This window comes from Devosia insulae DS-56 (assembly GCF_000970465.2).
In the GTDB taxonomy this organism is placed as follows: domain Bacteria; phylum Pseudomonadota; class Alphaproteobacteria; order Rhizobiales; family Devosiaceae; genus Devosia_A; species Devosia_A insulae.
The window spans coordinates 1-5,905 of the sequence record NZ_LAJE02000105.1 but is presented as its reverse complement, the minus strand read 5'-3'; the positions used below and the strand labels follow the sequence as shown (position 1 = coordinate 5,905).

6 protein-coding genes are annotated in these 5,905 nt (G+C 65.0%); 2 read left to right on the top strand and 4 right to left on the bottom strand.

Going from position 1 to position 5,905, the window contains the following annotated elements; genetic code table 11:
* The first annotated feature begins 188 nt into the window (after window positions 1-188).
* Window positions 189-2,057: an ABC transporter ATP-binding protein gene (locus VW23_RS06890; protein ID WP_141728246.1), complete on the top strand. Its 1,869-nt coding sequence runs from the start codon at window positions 189-191 to the stop codon at window positions 2,055-2,057.
* 4 nt (window positions 2,058-2,061) lie between these two features.
* Here VW23_RS06890 and VW23_RS06885 read toward each other — a convergent pair whose 3' ends face one another.
* From VW23_RS06885 to VW23_RS06870, 4 genes are all read right to left on the bottom strand, one after another.
* Window positions 2,062-2,667: a dihydrofolate reductase family protein gene (locus tag VW23_RS06885; protein WP_069908843.1), complete on the bottom strand. Its 606-nt coding sequence runs from the start codon at window positions 2,665-2,667 to the stop codon at window positions 2,062-2,064.
* Between the two features lie 77 nt (window positions 2,668-2,744).
* Window positions 2,745-3,302, bottom strand: coding sequence for a TetR/AcrR family transcriptional regulator (locus VW23_RS06880; protein ID WP_069908842.1), 558 nt, complete (start codon window positions 3,300-3,302; stop codon window positions 2,745-2,747).
* On the bottom strand, window positions 3,286-3,702 hold the full coding sequence (locus VW23_RS06875) for a DUF4260 domain-containing protein (protein WP_069908841.1): 417 nt from the start codon (window positions 3,700-3,702) through the stop codon (window positions 3,286-3,288). Before VW23_RS06875 ends, VW23_RS06880 begins: the two co-directional genes overlap by 17 nt.
* A gap of 276 nt (window positions 3,703-3,978) precedes the next feature.
* The gene (locus tag VW23_RS06870; protein ID WP_069908840.1) at window positions 3,979-4,545 is read right to left on the bottom strand and encodes a TetR/AcrR family transcriptional regulator; all 567 of its coding nucleotides are present in this window, start codon (window positions 4,543-4,545) and stop codon (window positions 3,979-3,981) included.
* A 113-nt stretch (window positions 4,546-4,658) separates the two neighbouring features.
* Between VW23_RS06870 and VW23_RS06865 the strand changes: the two genes are divergently transcribed.
* A complete protein-coding gene (locus VW23_RS06865) occupies window positions 4,659-5,831 on the top strand; it encodes an FAD-dependent monooxygenase (RefSeq protein ID WP_069908845.1) in 1,173 nt (390 codons plus the stop codon).
* The last annotated feature ends 74 nt before the right edge of the window (window positions 5,832-5,905 follow it).

The following is a 5,905-nucleotide window of genomic DNA, read 5'->3' as shown; positions in this document are numbered from 1 at the left end:
GAGAGGTGTATAAGAGCCAGGGTGGGGGGAGCAGCGCGCACCGCGCGCGTGGCGCCCCCCACCCTTGATCCCTCCCCGCAGAGGGGGAGGGAAACGCTAGGGGCATCATCGGTGACTCCGTCACCTTACCCCGATTTCACGTTCCCTTCGTTAGGACTCAAGCTATTGAGGGTTCAACGAGAACACCCATGAAGCTGCTCGAGCCCATTCACCGCTTTTTCGAGCGCTGGACCGACCCTTTCGGGAAGTCTGGCGATCTGCAGCCGCCGGCGGTAACCTGGCGGTTCTTCTGGTTCTACATCGCGCAGGCCAAACTCGCCTTCGCCTCGCTGCTGGTGCTGGGCGGGCTGGTGGCGCTGGTCGAGGCGGCGCTGTTCTACTATGTCGGCCGCATCGTCGACATTCTCGATAGCTCGAGCCAGGCCGAGGGCTGGGCCGGGCTGATTGCCGGGTTCGGTCCGGAGCTCATTTGGATGCTGGTGGTGACGCTGGGCGTCCGCTTCATCATCACCTGGCTGTCGGCCACGGTGGAAGAGCAGACCGTCAATCTCGGCTTTTACAACCTGGTGCGCTGGCAGGCCTACGCCCATGTGATCCGGCAGAACCTCACCTTCTTTCAGAACGATTTTGCCGGCTCGATCGCCTCAAAAGTCTGGCAGTCGGGCGGCGCGGTGGGCGACTTCATGGTCAGCCTGCTGCAGGTGGTGTGGTTCATCGGCATTTACACCGTGACGACCGTGGTGCTGGTCGGCCAGCTCGACTGGCGGCTGGCCGCCGCGGTGCTGCTCTGGGTCGCGGCCTTTGCCGGACTGGCGCGCTACTACGTGCCGAGGATGCGAAAATACTCGGCCGGCGCGGCAGAACAGGCCTCGGTGCTGACCGGGCGCATCGTCGACAGCTTCTCCAACATCCAGACGCTAAAACTGTTCGGCACAGCCGAGGCGGACGACAAGTTCGTCAAATCCGGCTTCGAGAGCTTCATTGCCGCGATGACCAAACTGGCGCGGACGCTGGTTGGGGTGCGCACGGCGATGGGAATGCTGTCCGGCGTAGCGATTGCCGGCATCGCGGCGCTCTCGGTGCACCTGTGGACCGAGGGGCTGGTGAGCGTCGGTGGCGTCGCCTTCACCACTGGGCTGGTGCTGCGGCTCTACAACCTCCTCGGTCGGCTGATGAACCAGCTCAACGGCCTGATGCGCAACTATGGCACGGCGCAGAACTCGGCCGAGCTGATCGCTCGGCCGCTCGGGCTGATCGACGCGCCGGATGCCAAACCGCTGCGGGTGACCGAGGCGGCCATCAGCTTCGACCATGTCAGCTTCAAATACGACAATGCCCTGCCGGTAATCGATGACCTGCAGTTGCAGATCAAGGCAGGCGAACGGGTCGGGCTGATCGGCCGCTCCGGGGCGGGCAAGTCGACCATCGTCAACCTGCTGCTGCGCTTCTACGATGTGCAGGGCGGTACCATCTCGATCGATGGGCAGGACATCGCGCATGTCACGCAGGAGTCGCTGCGCGCCAATATCGGCGTGGTGACGCAGGATACCTCGCTGCTGCACCGCTCGATCCGCGCCAACCTGACTTACGGGCGGCCCGATGCCACCGACGACGAGATGTTCGCCGCAGCGGCTTCGGCCGAGGCCGACGATTTCATCGAGCAGCTGATCGACCAGAAGGGCCGCACGGCTTACGACGCCTTTGTCGGCGAGCGCGGCGTCAAGCTCTCGGGCGGCCAGCGCCAGCGTGTGGCGATTGCCCGCGTGCTGTTGAAGAACGCCCCGATCCTGGTGCTCGACGAGGCCACCTCGGCGCTCGACAGCGAGGTCGAAGCAGCGATCCAGAGCCAGCTGAAGACGCTGATGCAGGGCAAGACCGTGCTCGCCATCGCCCATCGGCTCTCGACCATCGCCGAGATGGACCGGCTGATCGTGCTGGAAGCGGGGCGGATCGTCGAACAGGGCACCCACGCCGAGCTGCTGGCGGCCGGCGGCCACTACGCAACGCTCTGGGCCCGCCAGTCAGGAGGCTTCCTTGATTTGAAGGCGGCGGAGTAGGGGACTACTTACGCACCCGGTAGTGCAGGTGCGTGACGCCTTCGCCGTCGAGCACCCGCAGCCGTTCCAGCTGGCGCAGCCCGAAGCCCAGCCCGTCGAACAGGCGCGTGCCTTCGCCAAGCAGGAACCGCACCTGGTGGAGCATCAGCTCGTCGAGCAAGCCGGCCTTGAGCGCCATCGGCACCAGCGTGCCGCCGCCATGCATCATCACATTCCGCTCGCCTGCTGCCGCCTTGGCTTCGCGCATTGCGACACCGAGATCGTCGACATAGTGGACGTTTCGCCACTTTCGCACCCACTCAGGTGCCTCGTGCCGGCTCACGATGAAAATCTCGACGCCGTCGTGATGGTCGCCATTCCACCCCCCGGCGGGCTCGAACGTATGGCGCCCGGCGACCACCGCACCGGTCGCCATCATCTCGTCCCAGATCTGCCGGTTGACGCCCTTGAGCTGCGCGATCGCGGCATCGAAATCGCCACCTTCGGCATCGCCGAACGCCCAGTCGTGCAGGTGCTGGCCCTCGTCACCAAGCCCATTGTCCGGCCGGACGTTCGGCCCGGTGATGAAGCCATCCACCGACATCGACATGTACAGCACGCTCGAACCCATCGACTTCCTCCTCGGTTGGGCGGCGTTGGCCGCTTTCACCATCCCGACGAGTGAACGCCGCCGGGATCGACAGGCTGCTAGGCTATTTCTCGCAGGATCGTCTCGAGGCTCGAGTCGAACGCCTCCTCGATGCTGCCGCCGAGGTTGAAGGCGTTGCCGATCTCCATCAGCACGAAGCCGTGCAGGAACGACACCAGCGTGCGCGACAGCGGCAGGATGCGCGCTTCGGCAATGCCCGCGGCTTTCAGTTCCTCGAACAATGGTTGCGCCGAGAACAGGCAGGCGGCGCGGATTTCGGGGTCGGTGAAGGCGTTGCCGCTGTAGATCGCCTTGTAGCGGTTGGGCGCGGTGCGGCCGAAACGACGATAGGCCGCGGCCATGGCGACCAGGCGCGCCTTGGGCGTCGGCCCCAGCATTTCGCGCCGGAGATAGGCTTCGAGCTCGTGGAGGATCCCGATCTCGACCACCTTGAGGATCGCCGCACGATCGGCGAAGTGCTTGTAGAGCGAAGGCGGCTTGACGCCGGCGCTCGCCGCCACGGCGCCCATGGTGAGGGCATCGGGGCCGGCGGTTTCGACCAGCGCCCGAGCGATGGCCGCCAGTTGCGTGGGCGAGGTCTTAGCGGGCGTCGGCATTGCGTGCGGCCTTGCTGGCAGGGCCGATGAGGCCGAGATGGGTGTGGTGGGCGACGCCCGGATACTTGAGGCCATAACCGACGGCGCGGTCCATACCGATATGCGCGGCCCAGATCAGCGCGACTTCCGTCAGCCAGAAGATGCCGCCGAACCAGCCGATGGCGCCGAGGAGGGCGGGGACAGCATAGGTATGGGCGAGGTTGTAGATTTTCGCCCCCGCGGTCTCGCCCGCATAGAGGCCGAAGAAGCTGAGGTCGGGGGCCAGCAGCAGCACGGCGAACAGCCACCAATTGCCGCCGAGGAACCAGTAGGCGGTGACGGCTGCAATGAGCACCACCAGCCCTTCGACGCGCAGCATGGTCACGATGGAGTTCGGTGGGAAGCCGGGAGTGGAGGGCATAGCGAACCTCTATAGATAACGTGTGTAGCTATGATAGCTACAAGCGTTAGCTATGAGAGTCAAGCTGGTTCGCTGCCAGCCAACCAAACTCGGTGTCATCCTCCGAAAGCGGGGAACTCCGTTTGCGATCGCGCGGCAGGCACCAAAACAGAGGTTCCCGCTTTCTCGGGAATGACCCGGTGGGTGGGACCCTAACTTAGCGCGTCGCCAGCTTGCGCCGGGATGACAGCCGGTGGGGTGCCGAACAGGTGGCAAATCACCCGCCTGGAACTGCTGCTACTTCCGCGCAAACGCCTCGCCGATCGCCTGGAACGCCTTGACGATATCATCGGGGGAGGGGGAGCGTTTGGGGTCGACCAGCCACTGCGCGATGACGCCGGTGGTGACGGCCAGCATCAGCGAGCCGACGGCCCGCTTGGTGGCGGCATCGGCGTCGGGTGCGGCGAAGTCGTCGCCCATCCCGACGCGCGCCTCTTCCTGTCCCTCGGCAATGATGGCCGAGAGCTCGGGAATGCGCATCGAGGTGGAGGCGTTCTCGAAGCTGGCGAGCGACAGCTGGCGGTCGCGGGCGACGGCGGCCGCGAGGTCGCGCCAATGCGTCTCGAACCGCTTGCCGTAGTCGGCAATCGAGCCCGCCGACTCGTCGCCGAACTGGTCGCCCCAGTCGCTCAGCATCTCGACGATCGCCTGCGTCATCAGCGCGTCCTTCGAGCCGAAATGGTAGCCGATCGAGGCGAGGTTGGTGCCCGAGGCGGCGACGATGTCGCGCGCCGTGGTGTTGGCGTAACCCTTCTCGCGGAGGCACTTTTTGGCGCCGGCGAGCAGATCTTCCTTATGTCCCATGTCCCCTTCCTAGCGGTCGTGACGAGTCGTTTCTATACGATCGTATGAAAATCATCTAGACAGATGTTTTATACATACGTATGAATATCGACATCGCAACAGGAGATGCCGTGATGACCCACCACCCGATCCGTACCGTGCTGATCTCCGGCGCCAGCGTCGCCGGCCCGTCCCTCGCCTTCTGGCTCAGCCGCTATGGCTTCCAGCCGACCATCGTCGAGCGCGCCAGGCAGTTGCGCGAGGGCGGCTACGCCGTGGATTTCCGCGGCACCTCGATGGAAGCGCTGCGCCGCATGGAGCTGCTCGACGCGGTGAAGGCCGAGGCCACCAATATGGGCGACATGTACTATGTCGATCGCCACGACCGCGAAGTCGCCACCATGCCGGCCGCCGCCTTCAGCGGCGAACTCGAGATCATGCGCGGTGACCTGGCGCGCATCCTCTATGACGCCACCGAGGCCGGCACCGAATACATCTTCGGCGACTCGATCGCCGAGCTCACCGAACTGGATGCGGGCGTCGAGGTCCGCTTCGAGAGCGGCATGCGCCGCAGCTTCGACCTGGTGATCGGCGCCGATGGGCTGCACTCCAACGTCCGCACGCTGGCCTTTGGCCCGGAGGAGCAGTTCGTGCGCGATCTCGGGCTCTATGCCTCGATCTTCACGGTCCCCAACCGGCTGAACCTCGATTATTCCGGCCGGCTGTTCAGCGCCCCTGGCACCATCGCCGGCGTCTACAGTGCGCGGCAGAACCGCGAGGCGCGGGCGCTGATGTTCTTCGATGGCGATTTCGGCGATTACGACTATCGCGATTTCGGGGCGCAGAAACAGTTCGTGCGGCAGCGCTTCGCCGGGCAGGGCTGGTACGTGCCGCAGATCCTTGCCGACATGGAGTTTGCGCCGGATTTCTACTTCGACACCATCAGCCAGGTGGTAATCGAGCGCTGGTCGCGCGGCCGCGTCGCGCTGCTGGGCGATGCGGCGCATTGCGCTTCGCCGCTTTCGGGCATGGGCACCGGCATGGCGGTGGTCGGAGCCTACATTCTCGCCCACGAGCTGAATGCCTCGCGTGACGATCACCAGGTGGCGTTCACCAACTACCAGCGCAAGCTGCAGCCCTTTGTCGATGCCAGCCAGACGTTGGCGCACAAGGCCGTCGGCGGCTTCGTTCCGAAAGGCAATTTCGGCATCTGGATGCGCAACCTGATGATGAAGCTGCTGCCGCTGATGCCGGCCGACATGGTGCTGAAGGAAGCCTACGCGGCGGCCAATGCCATCAGCATCTAGGACAAGGCAGCCACCGGTCTCTCAGTGCTCCTCCACCGCGCAGCGGGGGAGGGGGGACCAGCGAAGCTGGTGGA

What these genes read in the sequence shown, in the direction of transcription:
- VW23_RS06870 (WP_069908840.1), bottom strand. Translation starts at nt 4,545, where the DNA reads ATGGGACATAAGGAAGATCTGCTCGCCGGCGCCAAAAAGTGCCTCCGC.
- VW23_RS06885 (WP_069908843.1), bottom strand. Translation starts at nt 2,667, where the DNA reads ATGGGTTCGAGCGTGCTGTACATGTCGATGTCGGTGGATGGCTTCATC.
- VW23_RS06865 (WP_069908845.1), top strand. Translation starts at nt 4,659, where the DNA reads ATGACCCACCACCCGATCCGTACCGTGCTGATCTCCGGCGCCAGCGTC.
- VW23_RS06880 (WP_069908842.1), bottom strand. Translation starts at nt 3,302, where the DNA reads ATGCCGACGCCCGCTAAGACCTCGCCCACGCAACTGGCGGCCATCGCT.
- VW23_RS06890 (WP_141728246.1), top strand. Translation starts at nt 189, where the DNA reads ATGAAGCTGCTCGAGCCCATTCACCGCTTTTTCGAGCGCTGGACCGAC.
- VW23_RS06875 (WP_069908841.1), bottom strand. Translation starts at nt 3,702, where the DNA reads ATGCCCTCCACTCCCGGCTTCCCACCGAACTCCATCGTGACCATGCTG.